We start from the raw sequence: 16,902 nt of genomic DNA on the forward strand, positions 1-16,902 counted from the left end.
CGATTTCGAACCCAAGACATAAAAATGCTTAAATTCAGACGCTGGATCTCACAACAGGAAGAGCCACAGCCGCAATTGCAGTGGCCAAATCAACTGTTGCAGCGCACACACACGACCATTTATCATCGGCTACCGAAAAAATAAGGATAGGCTCACCCCTGGCCTCCTGCAGGGCAGCGAGGAAGCGCTCAACTTCGACCCCTTCTCTTCCGGACCCCCTGAAGCTCGCCGCCCGAACAGCATAGATGCTCGCTGCATCTGCCGCGCCCAGCGATGCAGCGCGATAAGAATAGCCCTCAAGCCTGTCTATGATCTTCAGGCCACAAGCCGCCGACTTCCAGCCGGCCGCCGCAAGGAAGGCAAGGGAATTCCTTGCCTCCTCTAGGCCTATTTCAATCGACATGTCCGCCCTCCATACTGGTCCGCTTATTCACCACTGCCACCCCCAGCGCCGTCGCCGTCACCACCATTCATTGGAAAGACCTCGGCCCCTTCAACAGTCCCGGTGAGAACTTCGTTTTCTCCCCACTTATCCTCCCCGTACAGCGACATGATCCGAATGGGCTGCCCCAGGGGGAGTTGGACGCGCAAGACGACACCAGGTGACTCGCCAGCGCGTACGCCCATTGCATAATTTCGCGCAACCGAGAGGCTAGTGGTCCAGGAATTGAATTCACTTTCGGTATTGCCGTCATTGTGTTCTTCCGGCGTGGCAGATCCTCCGCGAGGGTAAGCATTGCCTTCCAAAGCATCTTCATACCCACCGTGGCCCATGGGTACACCTCGGTAGAGGTAGGTACCCGCCGGAGCAGCCGCATCTTCAGCCTGCAGTTGCTCGTAAACGTCGTCTGGCCCACAGGAATTATGAACCAGGATTGGGACAGGCCCAGCCATAACGTAGTAGGTGTGCAGGCCTTGAATCGTGAGATTCCACCGATTGGCCGTTCCAGACGTGCTCACTGTTCTAATGACGGCAGCATCCTGGCCATGGGTACTTACAAGCTTGTCGCCATGACCAAGATGGTCGGCCCGAACCCAAGAGTGGGTTGTGTCGTCCCAGAACGGATGATTAGCCGTGGTATGGATTGCCGCAGTGTGGCCGTTACCGTAATCGACTACCACATTCAGCAGATCCCGGTCGTGGTTGACCCAGACATGCTGAATGGCTCGAGCCCCTACGGTCTTGCCAGTATTGGGGTCAGCCGACTTTACTTCATCGCCATTCTTGAGCTTGCCAATAGGTTTCACAGTCCCATTTGCCATGAGGACGAATGTGTTCGGCGAAAAGCTGCACCCCGAGCCAGCAGCAACAGGAACCGCCACTACCTGAAGCGTTTGCACACTGTAGTGACTATCCACGAATAGCGATCCTCGTGGGAATGCGGATCCCGTCGACAGAACGTCCAGGGAGGCGCTTTCGAGGTTGCCCGTGAGACTCATCCCGCAGACATCCCGATTGCCGACACAGTAGGACGCCCACCAGCCCAGTTCGGCCGATGCCGTGATCTTGAAGTTCGACTGGGATACATACCACTTCCAAGCCGCGATCAGCTTTCCGAGGCTCGGCACGTCAACCTGCACGTAAAGATGGGGGCTGATCTGAACGTACGCGGGCCCCTTGGTCTTGGCTATAGGGTCGTATCCATTGCTTTGCTTCGGCTGCCCGTTATTGCATGCCGCGGGGTCGTAGTCACACTTGTTATAGCCGCCGTCTGAGCCGTCGTCGCTGCGCATCCCGGTGGGGTCGCTGCCGGTGGCGGGGTTGTTGGCGGCATAGTCGTAGCCGCCAAGTTGGTTGGGGTCGGTGGCTTCGAATACGGGGTCGATAGAGAGGAAGCGGCCGGTTTGGGGGTTGTACTCGCGGGCGCCTATGTTTTCGAGATTGGTGGCCGAGTCAGGGGCGCCGCCTACATACCCCTTGTCGCCGGGCCAATTGGTGGATGCGGTTCCACGGGTCTGGCCAAAGGGGGTGTACTGGCGACGGCTGGCGGTTTGGGTCTGGGAGTCGATAGCGAGGGTGTCTGTGCCCTGACGGTTGGGGATCAGGTACTGGATGTCGCCAGTGTTGGAGCGTTCGGCAATGGTCGCGCCGGCGATGGTGTAGTAACGGGTGCCGGTGGTCGACTGGGCGGAGAGGATCTCGACGATCTGCGTGTCGCCGATGAAGAGAGTGGCCTGGTTGGGGTCGGTGCGCAGAACCAGATTTCCGTTGGCGTCGTAAAGGTAGTTGGTGGTGCCTGCGCTGGTGGCGTCGGCGCCGAGTTTGCCCTGGTCGTTGTAGGTCAGGGTCTGGTTGCCGAGGGCTCCGCCGGTGATGTTGCGGGTATTGCCAGCTGCGTCGTAGGTGTATGTGGCGGTGTTGGTTGTGGCGCCCGGGCCGGTGGCGGTGGTGCTGGTGAGTGTGTGCGGCTGGTCTGTGGTGGACCCGGCGGTGGGGTAGTTGTAGTTGGTGGTGGTGTCGTTGCTGTTGTTGCCGGTGGTGTCGTGGTCGGTCTGGGTGAGCCGGTCGCCGGCGGCGTCGTAGGTCCAGGTCTGCCAGTAGGGGTTGGTGCCGCCGACTGTGCTGCTGTTGCCCGGTGTCGGGGTGGCGGCGCAGTTGTCGGTGGCGGTCCAGGCTCCGGTGAGGCGGGTGGCGTAGTCGTAGGTGAAGCACTGGGTGTCTACCGTGCTGGCGCCGTTTTGGCTGTCGGTGGTGGAGGTGAGCAGTCCTGAGCCCTTGGAGACGGTGCTGCCGTTGCCGAAGTTGTAGCCGGTGTCGTCTACCACCTTGTTGCTGGTGGAGTCTGTGGTCTTGGCCTCGGTGATGGCGTTGGTCTGGGGGTCGTAGGTCAGCCCGAGCTGGACCCAGCTGCTGGTCGGGCCGAGTGTGTACAGCAGCGGCTTACCGTACGCGTCGTAGCCGATGGATTGTGCGTAGGTCCAGCCGTTGGCGCCGCTGTTGGCGAGGCCGGTGGGTTCGTTGTAGTTGTCGTAGCTTGTGGTGAGGGTTTCGGCGGGAAGGCCGCCGGCAGCCGGGTCGCCCAGTGTGGTCGGGTTTCCGTTCGGGCTGAACCCGAACGTGGTCACGTAGCCACCGGACGGGGCGAGCGGCGCCTCGTTAGCCGGGAGGTTGCCGAGCGTGACCTTGGAGACCGACACATCGCCGAGCGTGTTGTAGGCGAGCGCCGTGCTCGCTACGGAGGGGCTGGTGGTGCCCATCTGGTAGGACGTCGAGGCGGTGGGGTAGCCCTTTTTGAGCGTGTCGTAGGTCCAGGCATCGATCTGGTTGGTGGACGCCTGGGCGACGTTTCCTGTGGTGTCGTAGGCGGCGGTCTTGCGGCCGTCTAGGTCGTAGGTGTAGCTGGTCTGCTTGCCTCGTGCGTCGGTGCTTGTGAGCAGTTGGCCGGCGTTGTCGTATGTAGTAGCGGTTGTTCCCGAATCGGGGTCGGTGGCGGAAGACAGCTGGCCGAGAAGGTTGTAGGACCAGGACCAGGAGTTTCCGGCGGCGTCCTTCTCCCCGATGCGGTGGCCGGCCGGGTCATAGCTGTACTGGGTGTCGGAGTAGTCCGAGGTGGGGTCGTTGACCGGGTCCGTGGGCACGCCGGTGTGGTACTGGTACAGGTCAGTCGTATGGCCTCGGGCGTCCGTGATCACCGTTTCGGCAGTGCCACCGGCTGGGGGCACTGTGGTGGTGAAGTTGCCGCCGTAGGTGTAGGTGGTTTGCCAGGTCTGCGTGGCGTTGTTGTAGGCGATCGCGGCGGTCTTGCGGCCGGCTCCGTCGTAGGTGAATCCGGTCTCGGAAGGAACGATTCCGTCTTGCGCCTGCACCAGGGTTGCGTTGGGGGCGCTGCCGTCGTGGTAGGGATCGGTGGTCTTGGCGACCTGTCCGAGGGTGTTGTAGACGGTGTCGGTGACGTCGCGTCCGCCGTCGAGTGTGGCGGTCTGGGTCTCCCGGACGCGTAGGAGTGCGTCGTAGAGGGTCTCGCTGGTGCGGTAGGTGGTGCCGTCGTTGTCCAGCGACTGTGCTGTCACGATCGAGGGAGCGCTGTTGGAGACGGTGTAGCTGTACTTCGTGACCGCGTTGGTGATGCCGGGCTTGAACACCGCGGTGGTTCGGCCCAGCGCGTCGTACTGGGTGGAGGTCACGTATCCGCCGGGGTCGGTCACCGACTTCTTGAGGTCGCGAAGGGGGTCGTAGGTGGTGGTGGTGGTGTGCCCCAACGGGTCAGTGACGGTCTGTGATGTTGGCTCTGCGCCCGCCGTTGGCGTGTAAACCGTATTGCTTTGCCGGCCGTCAGCGTCCTTGACCGCCGTGGGTCGGCCGTAGGCGTCCTCGCTGACGACGGTCGACATGGTGACGTAGTTCGGGGTGGACCCGCTATAGCTGGCGGCCTTCTGCGTGGTGGTGACGTCGCCGATGGTGGGGGCCGTGCCGAAGGTGGTGGCACCGTCGTAGAAGGAGCGGGTGTCGTTGACCGCGTCCACGGGAAGCGTGGGCGAGGTGGAGCAGTTCACCGAGACGGTCCGAACCTCGTCTGGGGTGTCGAGGATCCAGTTGGTGGTGTTGTCGTCGTAGGTGGTGGTGGTGCACTGGTCGTCCGTCGACGTGGAGACGTCGCCCAGGTCGTTGACCTTGGTAACACGCCCGTAGGAGTCGTGGGTGTAGTCGGTCTCTGTCTCTTGGGTGTTTCCGGAGGCCAGCGGGGTGTAGACCTTCGTGTCGGCTGTTCCCGTGTAGAAGGCCTCTTGGGGCGGGAGGCCGGACACGGTCGTAGTGTGGCTGGCGGTCGCGCTGGAGGTCCACGGGTCGGAGATGGTGTCCGTGACGACCTTTCCGGTGCCGGAGCCGTTGTAAGCGACGGTCTCGTAGGTCGTACCGGCGTACTGGTTCGAGTCGGTGATCGCGGGGTCGTTGCGGACGTCGGTGACGGTTGCCGTGCGGGTCTTCCCACCGGGCAGGGTGTCGCCGTCCATGCCTTGGAAGTACTTGTAGTCGGTTTCGGTGACGGGGTCCGGGCTGGTTCCTGTGGTGACCTTCATTCCCTGGTAGCCGCGCCATTGGTCCCAGGTGCGCTGGTTGGCAGGGGTCAGCGGGTTGTCGTCGTAGTGCCAGGCGGGGTTGCCGACTGGCGTGTAGGTGGTGGTGATGTCGTCGCTGACATTGCCGCCGGTCGGGTCCTCCTGTGTGACACCGGTGACGATGTACTTGTTGAACCAGTCCTCGATCGGGGTCGTCTTCCCGCTGGGGGTCCAGTACACGGGGTAGCACAGCTGTTGGTTCTGGCTTGGGTCACTTGGTGTGCCGGATCCGCAGGCGGCGCTGGAGTAGCCGACGCTGATGATGCCGCCGGTCTCTGTCGTAATCTTGTTGAGGCGGTAGCGCGTGATCGGCGGGTATCCGTCGGTGGTGTCCACCCGGTTGGACAGCGTCTGGCCGTTGAACGTGATGGCCGGCATCGGAAGGGACGAGCTGGATCCGCCTGCGGTGGTGTCCTGTCCTGTTCTGGTCAGCGTCGACAGCCACAGTGACGGCGTCGTGGCGTCGTGGGTCGGTGGAAAGCTGTAGGTGAATGCCCACGAGTCCACGCTCGTCTCGGTGGTCCCGACCAAGGCCTGGGTCTGGATTCCCGTCAGCTCGTTCTCGGACCAGAAGGACGGGCCTTGGGAGTTACATGATGCTCCGCTGGCGCAGTTGAGGTCGTAGGGGACGTCCGGCCAGCTGGGTGCGGATGATGAGGTCAGCGTGGAGGTCGCGCATCCGGTGGATGAGGTGTTGCAGCGGCCGTTGTAGGAAAGGGAGACGATGCCGGCCGGGCTGGTGGTGTACACCGAGCCGCCTCGCTGTCCGTACTGGATCTTGGACAGGTGGGCGTCGCGCGTGTACGCGGAGGTGGAGGGGGCGGTGGTGCCGAGGTCCTGGGCGTAGTAGTTGGTGTCGGTGTTGTAGAAGTACGAGACGACGTCGCCGTGGGTGTCCTTGACGTAGTCCAGCATCCAGCGGTACGCCTGCTTGCAGTAGGAGCTGGAGAACGTGGCGTTGTAGCAGGTGGACCCGGTTCGGGCTGCCGTTTCGTACACGGGCTCGGTCAGCACCGAGTTCGTGGTCGCGTCCCCGGATGCCCAGCCCGGTAGTTCGTTGAGGCCGAAGGTGTACTGGGTGCCGTCCGGGGTGGTAACCCGCCAGTATTCGCCGCCCTGTGCGCCGTTTGTGGCCCCGGTCAGGTATTCGATCTTTTCGTTCGCGTCGTTCTGGGCGTGCCAGATGTTCTTGGTGTCGCTGTCGTCCCTGATGAGCGTTGTGGTCTGCCCGTTGAGGGACATGGAGATCTGGTTGTCGGGCGACCAGCACTGGTCCCAGGTCTTTGTGGATCCTGCAGGGTTCTGATGGCACGACTGGTAGGTGCGTTCGATGTAGGACTCGTCCAGGGTGAATCCGTCGCCGACGACGGATGCCTGGTTGTTGGTCGACGAGGTGAGGCCGTCCAGCGACTGCGAGTCGTAGTCCAGGGAGAGCTTGGGTGCCAGGCCGCCGGGAACGGCGGGGGTCGTGATCGGGTAGGACCAGGTGAAGGCGTCCATGCTGCCGCCTGCCTGCCAGGACCCCGAAGCCTTCAGCGATGTCTGGGAGAAGTCCCCACCGCCTCCGCTTGCCGAAGAGTCGGCCGCGAGGACAGTCATTCCGCCCGCCATCGTCGCGCTCGACTGGATGCGCGCCCCAGCCGTGGGACGCGCACTGGCGCTGGGTGCCGATGCGACCTGGGCGGAGAGTTGCTGTGTCTTGGTGGAGTTGCTCGTCACCACCGGGGTCTGAACCCGGCACGTCGCGACCTGGGGGGTTGTCAGGGAGCAGGCGGGCATCTCGACCAGGTGGAGGCGTGAGGCCCAGTCGCCGCCGAAGGCGTCGGCGAAGCTGCCGTAGCCGAGCGTGAGGCGAAACGGTCCGATGTTGCTTGCCGCGGCCTTGACCGCGAGCAGGACGCCGTTGACGCCCGCGGACTGCGCAGCCTTGCGCGACAGCACCGTGACCGCGGCTGTCGTGGAGTCCGCCTGCGCGGCCGTGTTGCTCCCATGCGCACGCGTCGCAATGCTCGGGGTCAACCACACGGGCAGGGTGCCAGCACGCACCGTGGGAGTTGATGACTGGGTGGCGGATGTGTGCCCCGCCGCAACGGCGGGGGAAGCCGATGCGGTCTGGAGCATGACTGTGGCCGATCCTGCTGGCCAGCTCGGTGCCTTGGGATGCCAGTTCGGCATGGGGTTGGCGTGCTGGTAGTGCGAGACGACCGCTGTGACGGGCACCGTGGGGGTCTTGGGCAACGTCGCGGGCTTACGCGTCTGCACGAGCGCGGGTGAGGCCCCCAGCGTCCCGGCGGCGAGGGCCGCGGTGACAGCGACCGCGAACAGGCGCCGCAGCGGCCCTCTCTGGGCCCGAATCCGCGTCGTGGTGCGCCGGTTGATGCCGGGTATCACAGCTGCCCGCCCCCTCGATGAAGCCATGACGATCACGCAAATCAGGCGCACGCTAACAGCTGACATGGCTTGTGCAACATGGTCACCAGGTCTCCACTGATGGTTCTTAACTTGCTCTCACGACGGGCACATTGACATATCAGCGGATCTTGGCGGGCATACCGGTCACCCGCCGACGGGGTGCCGTTGGCAGCATGGGTCGTGGGCCTCTAGCCTGCGGCGACCGGATGGTCCGATGTCGAACGGGGAGCTCCTATCTGATGCGCCGACCAACAGGGACGAGGCTGCGAAGCAGGCTGCGAGTAGCGGGGACGACTGCACTCGTGCTGAGCTTCAGCACGGTGGGGCTGGCACCCGCTTCCGCACAGCCCAGCGCTGCGACCGCAAACCACAACTACGTATCGGGGCATTCCGCCCCGGCTGCCCCGCGGGCAGGCCGCGGCACGGAGGGCACGCGGCTGCCCGACGGGTACGAGGCGACCTCGGCCCAGAAGGCTGAAATGCTTTCCGCAGCAGCCCAGGCGAAGCGCACCGGGAAGACCGTGACGGTCGAGGCTTTGACGTCGCCGACGCAAGAGGTCGTCGCCTCGCTGAAGGGTGGCTTCCTTCTGGATTCGAACACGGAGCCAGTACGCACACAGGTACACGGCGCATGGAAGTCGATTGATCTGACGCTGCGTCGCAACAGCAACGGGTCGTGGTCTCCGGCAGCGGTCGCGTATGGGCAGGTGGCCTTCTCGGGCGGTGGCCGGGGGGCCTTGGTCAGCACGCGCTCGGGAGGAGCTGGCCTTGCCGTGACGTGGCCCGGTCTGCTGCCGGCTCCGGTGGTGTCCGGCGCGACGGCTACCTACCGCGATGTGTTCCCGCAGGTGGACCTGGTGGTTTCGGCCACGTCGACCGGCGGGTTCTCGGACACGCTGGTGATCAAGTCCGCTGCTGCGGCCAAGAATCCGGCACTCGCCAAGCTCAAGCTGGCAACCCAGGTCACGGGCGGGCGCCTGGAGGAGGCCGCCGACGGAGGGCTTGCGGTGGTCGCCGGCTCGGGGCAGGCGCTGTTGGAGGCGGCGGCACCGCAGGTCTGGGACTCCAACACGAAGCTGCTCAACGTCTTTGGTCACGCGAAGTCGGATGCCCGGATCGGAGCGGATCCCTCCGACGCGGCCCATCCGGGGCTCGCCGCCAAGGTGGCGCAGCTGAAGGACAGGGTCTCCGGCGGGGCACTGGAACTGACCGCCGACACGCGCATGCTCACTTCGGCGGCAACCGTGTGGCCGATATACGAAGCCGCGCCGCCCTCGTTCAACTGGCATCCGAGCAATCCAAGCGCACCGAAGTTCGACGAGGTAAAGCAGGGTTGCCCGGGCCACTCCTTCTATGGTCAGACTGGCGACACGGCCGATCTCGGGCGTCTCGGGGTTGGCTACAACGGCTGGCAGGAAGGCGACTGCGCTGCCGGCGACGAGCACGCCATCTACCAGTGGTCGCTGCCCTCCGTGCTGTTCGGTTCCCATATCCATACGGCCACGATCGAGGCTACCGAGGTGTACTCGGCGTCCTGCGGTTCTGGCAACTACACAGTGAACTTGCATTGGTCCGGGGGAATCGGTTCCGGAACAGACTGGAACAACCGACCCCGTTACAATAACTACGCCACCTCACAGACCTTCGGACGGGCCTGGAATCCGAAGTACTGCTCCACCGCCGGCAGCGTCTCGCAGGGCTTCAACGTCTACACGCCGATCTACGACGACGCAAAGGGTCGCCAGTCCACCTTCGCGGTGACGCTGAGCGAGGACTCCGCCGAGGCGAGCGGCGACGACTTGGGCTTCTCCCGATTCTCGGACAATCCCGCTCTGCAGATCTACTACAACCTTCCCCCGTCACCCCCGAACGCGGACACCATGGCTGCTGTGTCGGGCTCGGACAACGCCGCCTGCGCGACAGGCAAGCCGTACCCGTACATGGGCAAGACGATCGCCAGCACTCCCCCAAGTCTGCGGGCAAAGGCTTCCGACCCGGACGGCGACGAACTACAGGCGACCTACCAGTACTGGATCGACGGGACGACCACGAAGTACACCGTCACGACGGCGAACAACTATTCTAGTGGCTCGTATCCTCCCGGGCCCATGTCCCCCAGTTTCGTCAGCTCTCTGACCAGCGGCCAGGTCGTCGACTGGCAGGTCGTCTTCACGGACGGCGAAGACTCCACCACCTACAACCAGTCTCCCACCTGCCACTTCACCGCCGAGCCAGCCGCACCCGACACGCCGACGGTGGCTTCCGTAAACAACACCTACCCCGAGTCCCTGCCGGGCAGCGACACCACCGCTGGCAACCCAGCCGGGACTGCTGGGACTTTCAGCTTCAGCACCACGAGCGGGACAACCGCAACGAAGTTCATCTACAACCTCGACGCGCCTCCGGCCACCAGCAACCCCCCAACTTCTGAGACCGTCACGGCTACGACGAACGGCTCCACCAGCACTGCGCAAGCGACCGTGACCCCGAACTGGCCGGGCATGCACACGCTGTGGGTCTACGGCGTCGACGGCGCCGGCGACGTATCGGGCATGTACGGGTACAGGTTCCTCGTCGCCAGTCACGCGGCGAGCACGTGTCCGAGTGTGAGCGCCTGCTTCAACAACACTGCGATCAGCCCGGACAGCAACCCCGGTCTGGGCAACGCGGACGGCTCCTCCCACAGCATTTCTGCCTCCGACCTGTCCAGTGCTGGCTGGAGCAGCGGCGGTGCTGTCACCATCGACGGCGCCAAGTTCGTGCTGCCCGCCTACGGATCGGGGCAGGCGGACAACATCTTGGCCGCAAACCAGACCGTTACCCTGAACGGCGGCACCGGGGTGAGCGGCAACGCCCTGGTGTTCCTTGCCACCTCCACCAACGCGAGCTTCACCACACCGGGTGCCATCGCCGGGGACGCCACGGCCCCCTATGTCCCTGAGAACACCGGTGTTACTGGCACCTACTGCTTCAACGGCGCCAATGCCAACGCTGAGTGCCCGGCGAGCGGAACGGTCAACTACAGCGACGGCACCAGCAGCACCTACACCCTCACCGTGCCCGACTGGATCGGCGGCCCGACCTCTATCGCCGCCGTAACACTGCCGCACTGGAACTCGTCAGGCGGTCAGACCACGCCGAGCTCAGGACCGAAGCTGTACCCGTTCGCCGTCCCCATCACCGCGGGCAAGACGGTCCTTTCGGTCACCCTCCCGGATGTGAGTCAGCAGGTCGGCAACAACGGGCAGGGACTTCACATCTTCAGCGTCGCGGCACGCAACACGACGACCGCGAGCGCACCGAGTGGGCAGACCTGGACCGGCGTCTGGGCCAACCCGAACGAAGGCAGCTACAACTACCAGGGAAGCAACTTCAGCAACCAGACGTTCCGCATCGCCATCAAGCCCTCCCTGTCCGGCGGCATGGTGCGAATCAAGTTCGACAACGCTCTGGGCACCAACCCGCTGAACATCGGCCACGCCACCATCGCACTGTCCTCAAGCGCATCTTCGCCATCCCCGGTGCCATCGGCGACACCGATCACACTGAAGTTCGGCGGCAGCCAGTCCACATCCATCCCTGACGGTGCGATGGTCTACAGCGACCCGCTCGCCTTCACCGTGACCGCGGCCCAGTACGTGCTGGTCTCGTACCAGCTCAGCAACTCCGTGCCCTACCTGGTGGAGCACTCCTACGCCAACAACGCCTTTCAGTACCTGACCGCCACCGGGGCTGGAGACAAGACTGCGGACACCACCGGCACGCCGTTCTCCGGCACCGGCACGTACTCAGGCTGGTTCACGAACCTGGTCACCGACGTCGACGTCGCTACGATCAACAACGTTCCGACCCAGGCAGTGCTTGGTGACGGCCTCATCGACCCGCGCCAGCCGAACACCACACCGACCAACACGGCCGGCTACCGCGTGTCGGACACCATGGCCGGCGCCGAGCCGACGACCCCCAGCCCGTACGGCACCCTGGCCGAGGGCATCGAGTCCAACCAACTCATGCAGGACAACCCCGAAACCTACAACGGCAGCACCTACGGCGGCCCCTCCGCCCTGTCCCGCATCGACCGGGACATCCTCGACCAACCCGGCCTGAGCAACGTCATCGTCGACGAGGGCCTCGAAGACGTACTGTTCGGCAACACCGACAACGACGTCCTCGCCAATGGCTACAGCGCTCTCCTGCAGTACCTGAACGCCTGGGGCGTGAGCACAACCTTGACCTCCCTCACCCCCTGCGACGGCTTCAACGGAGACGGAGCCACCCCGAACGACCCGTGTACCAGCACTGTCGACGGCTATCGCAACAACATCAACGACTGGCTCTCCTCCACGACCGATCAAAGCGATCCGCAAGGCTGGGGCCCCTATTCCACGCCCCCCGTCTACTTCGCAGACTTCGACGCCGCTGTCGCGGTCCCTGACACCACGAACGGCGAGGAGAAGCTCAACCCCGCCATCGACCCCGGCGACCACGTCAACATCACCAACGCCGGCTACGCAGCTGAGACCACCTCGTTCCTGTCTCCTCACGACACTTGGCTCCTCAAAGACGGCACCGGCTACACGTTCGCCAACGACACCGCCGCCACCGACACCCCGTACACCATCGGCGACACCGCCACCAACGTCGGCAACAGTCCGTTCAACCTGAGTAGCACCGGCGCCACCTGGACCAACGACAGCACCCGCGGCGAAGTCCTCTCACTGGATGGAACCGCCGGCGCTGCCGCCAGCACGAACACATCCGTCATCAACACCGGACACAGTTTCAGCGTTTCAGCCTGGGTCAACGTCAATTCCCTACCCACGCACAACGCCAGCGTGCTGGCAGAGAGCGGCACAGTGAGCAGTCCGTTCTTCCTGCAGTACAACTACGGCCACACGAACGCACCCATGTGGGCCTTCACCTTCACTGGGGCCGACGCCGCCAACCCTTCCTTCAAGGGCGCATACACCAGTGGCGTGACCGCCAACACCTGGACACACCTGGTCGGCGTCTACAACGCCACCACGGGCACCGTCCAGCTGTACGTCAACGGCAACCTGGCCGCTTCACAGACCGGGGTCACGCCCTGGAGCGCCACCGGCGTCCTCAACCTGGGAGCCGACCAGTACAACGGAGCAATGACCGACTACTTCCCCGGTTCGGTCAGCGACCTCCAGGCCTGGAACTACGCCCTGACGCCCAACCAGATCACAGCTCTCTACCAGCAGATCAACTAAGCACACTGGCCGCAGGCGACATCGAACAACCTGCGGCACTGCACTCCAAAGCAAGTGAGTGGGGCCAAAGGCCCCACTCACTCATAATTTTAGGCAGGAGCCCACAGATGGACACGCCACCCCGCGGCCGGCACGCCAAGCCCCGCACCCCCGTCGCCCGCCGGGCCGCGGCCACCACCGCCCTCAGCGCGGCCGCCGCCGTCTCCGCCGTCGCCACCGCCAACAGCGCCCAAGCCGCCACCACCCCGCCCGGCACCACCCCCGTGTCGAGCTACACCGTCGTCTCCGGCGACACCCTGTCCGGCATCGCCTACAAGGAGCACGTCCCCGGCGGCTACCAGGCGCTCGCCACCGCCAACCACATCGCCTCCCCCTACGTGATCCACCCCGGCGAGAAGCTCGTCCTCCCGGCCGGCTCCTACGTCACCAACCCCACACCCGCGAACCCGTTCCCGGTTCCGGTCGCGGTCGGCCAGGCCACCCAGGTCATCACCGTCAAGGCATCCGGCTCCTACGCCACCGTCACCCTGTGGGCCAAGAGCGGCAGCAACTGGCAGAAGATCGCCACCACGACGGGGGCGCGGGTCGGGGCGAACGGCATCACCAACGGGGCCACCCGGACCCAGGGCACCGACACCACTCCCACCGGCACCTACACGATCACCGAGGGCTTCGGCGTCGGCGCCAACCCCGGCACCAAGATGCCCTACCACCAGGTCACCACCCACGACTGGTGGGTCGAGGACCCCACCAGCGCCTACTACAACCAGATACGCACCGACACCCAGGGCGGTTTCCATCTCACCGAACAAGGTGACGACGGCAGCGAACACCTCATCAACTACCCCACCCAGTACCACAACGCCCTCGTCATCAACTTCAACATGAACCCCGCCGTCAAGGGCCGCGGCGCCGGCATCTTCTTCCACGACCTCGGCCCCCAGGCCGGGCCCACCGCCGGATGCGTCGCCGTCCCCGCCACCTTCATGGCCCAGGTCATGCAGTGGATCAACCCCGCCGACCACCCCATCATCGCCATCGGCTGACCTCGCGCCTGGGGGCCAAGGGGTCGCAGGGTTCAAATCCTGTCGTCCCGACAGGCTGAAAGGCCCGTCGGTCTGGAAAGAGCTTCCAGGTCGGCGGGCCTTTGTCGTTGTCTGGCGGGATCCAGATGACGAGGCGCAGGTGCCGCTTCGGCTCGTGCTTGGGTGCCACTTCGCGATCCAGATCAGCCCGGTCGGCCGCAGATCGCAAGGCCGCAGGTACCTTTTGCCTGCCGAGACCTCATCCATACAGCTCAAGCAGTATGCCGGTACTCGTGGATGACCCCGCCCAAGCGATTTCTCCTTCGCATTTGGGCCCGGCGGCTCCTGCGGTCGGGCGCCCCAACCACGTGGGCGAGAGTCCGAGGCAGTACGGTCACCGGATGGATCCGCTGAACATCGACTACTCACTGTCAGACCTGTGTATCAGGGAGGCCATGACGGATGCCGTTTCGATTCGAGCTGGTGACGGCGTGCAGTCCGGGCCGCCCCGCATCACCTGGGACGGTCACTCCGTGCTGACCGGGGACATGTGGGACGTTCCCCATGAGGGGCGTCTGACCATCACCATCGAGGGCGCGCGACCTTACCTGCGGCAAGGGATCGAGATCCAGGTCCCGGGAGGCGGGCTCTGTCTACTCGACGGGACCCTTCTTCCCCGGATGCACATGTGGAGCGATGAGGGGTTGCCCGACTCGATGACGTATCCGTATGTCGCGCCTGGGGGAAAGATCCTCAGTTGCAACGTCTATGAACAGACGCTCGATGGCAGGTATGCGCCGCGCGTCAAGCGGTGGGGAGATTGGGCGGGCATGTGGATCGAGGAGCCCTCGGTCAGCGAGCGGATCTATCACTGCAACCTCGGCAACACCAACCCTCCGCGGTTCGAGGACCTGGTCTACCGGCTCACGGTGGAGTAGGCCATCGGACAGGAGTGCTCTCAACCGCCCATGTCCGCCTGATACAGGACACGGAGCCTGGCGACTGAAGGTCGCCGGGCCGTCAGCACCCATGCTGAACGCTCCCCAAAGATAGCTCTGGCCGGAAGTCCGGATGCTGTTGGTGATCTTCAGCTTGCGAGCCGTTTGCAGAGCCGGTGGAACGGTGTGCCGGGCTGGTGTTGTCGGTCGGGTCGTTGGCTGAGTCGGATGACGTTGGTTCCGGCGGCAGTGAGGACGTGTTGGACGTGGGTTTTCGTGGTGCCTCGGTAGCGGCAGTTGCGCAGTCCGTGGGCGTGGACGGTTTCGGAGACGGTTGCTTCGCAACCGGCTGGTGGTGCGAAGCGCCGACGCCATTCGTCCGTGGCCTGCTCGTTCTGGGCCCTGGTCTGGATCTCCTGCTGGGCTTGGGGCAGCAAGGAGATGTGGCGCCCTTTGCCCTCGACGTTGCCGGTGCATTGCAGCCGGTCGTCGCACTCGCGGCAGCCTTTGCGGGGGAACAGGGCGGACAGGCGGGCGTGTCCGTCGCCCAGGGTCGGTTTCCAGGGCGGGTTCGGCGTGTACGCAAGCGCCTCCAGCGTCATCACCGACAGCGAGTGCCGAGAGTAGGGAGAGGCGCCGCGACCGCTTCCCGACCTGCGCGGAATGCGCTCGTCGTGGGCGCCCGGTATTCGGGAGGATGTCGGCATGGATCAGTTGTTCGTGGTCGCCTGGCAGTACGTCGTGGGCATCGTCGAGTCCGAAGACCTGCCGATGCGGGCAGCCGAGTTACTGGCGGCTGGCCTGGATTCGCTCGCGCTTCGCGACCTGGCCGGACGTGGCAAAAGCGAGATCACAACCGAACTTTCAGAACTGTTCCGACAAGCCGTCCACGAGCTCGGCGAGTCCATGCCGAGCAAGGAGACCGCTGAACGCTGCCTTCTTCACCACCTGGCCGGCCAGCTCGCAGCGGGGACGAAGACCCCTGGGGAGGTAGCGGCCAGGGTCTGGCAGGGCCTGACATCAGCGCAGACCGGAGCGGAACGTGAGTTCCTCCAGGCTGTAGGCGACGAGTACTACGTCGACTACATCGCGGACCATCAGCCGGATGCCTTCCGAGCGTGGGAAACCGAGCTGCGCTTCGCCGCCCAGCGGCTCAGCGGAACGACAGCGACCGAGATCCGTGCTCTCCAGGAGCGCTCGGAGGAAGACTGCCGTCCGAAATGACACGACCCCTAAAAGCCGAGGCTGGCTAGACCCTTGCCTCGGCGTCGGCGAGCAACACGTGGAGTTCGCGGACGCGAGTGTGGCTCTCGCCGAAGCCGGTGAGCGCGGCTGTCAGGCCTGCGCGGGCGGTCTCCAAGGCCTCCTGGTGCCGGTCGAGGGCCAGGAGCGCGGTTGCCCGAGCCTTCGCAATCGCGCTGGTGCCGCCAGCGGTGACCTTGGGAGCGAGTACCCGATCCGCCTCGGTAAGGGCCTCCAGCGCCTCCGTGTGACGCCCTTGGGCGTTCAGCGCGGCGGCGAGGTTGACGCACAGCACACGCCGGAGGCTGCCAAACACGGGGCCACTGTCCCGCGCCGTAGTGAGCGCGTTGCGAGCCAGCGCCTCCGCCTCTGCGGCGTGACCGAGGCCGGTGAGAGCCATCGCCTGGGTGTTGAGACCGGACAGCCGGGTGAACACGTCGTCTGGTGGGGGCATGATCCCGGCGGTCTCGACCACCTCCTGTGCCTGTGTCACAGCCTCCGCGAATCTCTTCAGGAAGCAGAGCTCCGCCGCGCGGTTGGTGAGGGCGAGCAGCCGGGTCGGCTGAGTTTCTGCGGCAGAACCCGCCGCCGCGGCCACGGCGCGGAACTCCGGCTCGGCCTCCTCGCCCCGGCCCAGGTTGCCCAGGGTGTGTGCGTACAACTGCCAGAGCTTCAGAGTGAGCAGATCATCGTCGCCGAGCTCGGCCCGGGCCCGGTCACGGGCCGCTCGCATGTCTGACTCGATGAGGCGGAGCCTCTCCGCAGCCAGAACCCTGCAGAAATAGGTGTAGTTCTTCTGGAGTTCGGCTCTCGCCTTCTCCCGTCGGCGATTGCCGAACAGTCCCATCCCTCGCCCTCCCAGCCCATCAGCGAAAACAGCGCCGCCATCTGCGGCAACGGGGGAATAGCGCGGACGGGCAGGCGGGAACCATCCTGCCCGCCCGGTGATCAATTGTCGATGTTCTGTGAAGAGCATCGGCGAGCACTGCG

8 protein-coding genes are annotated in these 16,902 nt (G+C 64.8%); 4 read left to right on the forward strand and 4 right to left on the reverse strand.

All coding sequences use genetic code 11. The features are described 5' to 3' along the window. Positions 1-34: 34 nt before the first annotated feature. A complete protein-coding gene (locus TR49_RS43220; RefSeq protein ID WP_152627552.1) occupies positions 35-403 on the reverse strand; it encodes a hypothetical protein in 369 nt (122 codons plus the stop codon). Between the two features lie 23 nt (positions 404-426). Then, positions 427-7,449, reverse strand: coding sequence for a polymorphic toxin-type HINT domain-containing protein (locus tag TR49_RS31915; RefSeq protein ID WP_160311667.1), 7,023 nt, complete (start codon positions 7,447-7,449; stop codon positions 427-429). A gap of 323 nt (positions 7,450-7,772) precedes the next feature. Between TR49_RS31915 and TR49_RS31920 the strand changes: the two genes are divergently transcribed. From TR49_RS31920 to TR49_RS31930, 3 genes are all read left to right on the forward strand, one after another. Further along, positions 7,773-12,707 carry a LamG-like jellyroll fold domain-containing protein gene (locus TR49_RS31920; RefSeq protein ID WP_236653615.1) on the forward strand — a complete coding sequence of 1,645 codons (4,935 nt, stop codon included), beginning with the start codon at positions 7,773-7,775 and terminating at the stop codon, positions 12,705-12,707. Between the two features lie 107 nt (positions 12,708-12,814). Further along, a complete protein-coding gene (locus tag TR49_RS31925) occupies positions 12,815-13,753 on the forward strand; it encodes a LysM peptidoglycan-binding domain-containing protein (RefSeq protein WP_052434812.1) in 939 nt (312 codons plus the stop codon). Positions 13,754-14,133: 380 nt separating this feature from the next. Beyond that, on the forward strand, positions 14,134-14,670 hold the full coding sequence (locus tag TR49_RS31930; RefSeq protein WP_042387775.1) for a hypothetical protein: 537 nt from the start codon (positions 14,134-14,136) through the stop codon (positions 14,668-14,670). Between the two features lie 149 nt (positions 14,671-14,819). On the opposite strand, the gene TR49_RS41915 is transcribed toward TR49_RS31930, so the two are convergent. Next, positions 14,820-15,272 carry a transposase gene (locus TR49_RS41915; protein WP_160311668.1) on the reverse strand — a complete coding sequence of 151 codons (453 nt, stop codon included), beginning with the start codon at positions 15,270-15,272 and terminating at the stop codon, positions 14,820-14,822. A gap of 103 nt (positions 15,273-15,375) precedes the next feature. Here TR49_RS41915 and TR49_RS40505 point away from each other — a divergent pair, with 103 nt between their 5' ends. Beyond that, positions 15,376-15,894 carry a hypothetical protein gene (locus TR49_RS40505; RefSeq protein ID WP_052434813.1) on the forward strand — a complete coding sequence of 173 codons (519 nt, stop codon included), beginning with the start codon at positions 15,376-15,378 and terminating at the stop codon, positions 15,892-15,894. 25 nt (positions 15,895-15,919) lie between these two features. Here TR49_RS40505 and TR49_RS40510 read toward each other — a convergent pair whose 3' ends face one another. Further along, positions 15,920-16,759, reverse strand: coding sequence for a tetratricopeptide repeat-containing protein (locus TR49_RS40510; protein WP_052434814.1), 840 nt, complete (start codon positions 16,757-16,759; stop codon positions 15,920-15,922). Positions 16,760-16,902 lie beyond the last annotated feature (143 nt).

The organism is Streptacidiphilus melanogenes, from assembly GCF_000787835.1.
GTDB lineage: Bacteria > Actinomycetota > Actinomycetes > Streptomycetales > Streptomycetaceae > Streptacidiphilus > Streptacidiphilus melanogenes.

Coding starts and splice junctions, on each gene's coding strand:
- TR49_RS40505 (WP_052434813.1), top strand. CDS start 15,376: ATGGATCAGTTGTTCGTGGTCGCCTGGCAGTACGTCGTGGGCATCGTC.
- TR49_RS40510 (WP_052434814.1), bottom strand. CDS start 16,759: ATGGGACTGTTCGGCAATCGCCGACGGGAGAAGGCGAGAGCCGAACTC.
- TR49_RS31925 (WP_052434812.1), top strand. CDS start 12,815: ATGGACACGCCACCCCGCGGCCGGCACGCCAAGCCCCGCACCCCCGTC.
- TR49_RS41915 (WP_160311668.1), bottom strand. CDS start 15,272: ATGACGCTGGAGGCGCTTGCGTACACGCCGAACCCGCCCTGGAAACCG.
- TR49_RS31930 (WP_042387775.1), top strand. CDS start 14,134: ATGGATCCGCTGAACATCGACTACTCACTGTCAGACCTGTGTATCAGG.
- TR49_RS43220 (WP_152627552.1), bottom strand. CDS start 403: ATGTCGATTGAAATAGGCCTAGAGGAGGCAAGGAATTCCCTTGCCTTC.